This is a genomic window from Bartonella capreoli, assembly GCF_902813205.1.
GTDB lineage: Bacteria > Pseudomonadota > Alphaproteobacteria > Rhizobiales > Rhizobiaceae > Bartonella > Bartonella schoenbuchensis.
Genome location: NZ_CADDZX010000375.1, coordinates 1 through 390, shown reverse-complemented (window position 1 = coordinate 390; position 390 = coordinate 1). Strand labels below are relative to the sequence as shown.

The following is a 390-nucleotide window of genomic DNA, read 5'->3' as shown; positions in this document are numbered from 1 at the left end:
GGGGTGGGGAAATTAATTCTTGTCGATAATGATGTGATCGAAATAACCAATCTTAGCAGACAAATTCTTTTTACTGAACAAGATATAGAGCTTCCTAAAACAACTGTTCTTCAACGTGAGTTGACACGCAGAAACAGTCAAATCGAGATTAGTGAATTACAAATGTCAATCACTACAAAAGAAGATATTAACAAATTGCCCAGAGCCGATTTGTGGATCATTTCTGCTGATACACCTGATCAGCTGGTACCATGGATAAATGAATGGTGTGTAAAAAATAAACAAGCTTATATAAATTCTGGTTATGTCAATGATATCGCTGTATTTGGACCTTTTTATATACCTGGAAAAACCGGTTGCTACGCATGCAGCTCATCCATAGGAAACCTC

General features: G+C 36.7%; 1 protein-coding gene. It reads left to right on the top strand.

Features of this window, described 5'->3' with window-relative positions; all coding sequences use genetic code 11:
* The coding region (locus J7R05_RS08870) for a ThiF family adenylyltransferase (RefSeq protein ID WP_208541929.1) at positions 1-390 on the top strand (390 nt) is incomplete at both ends.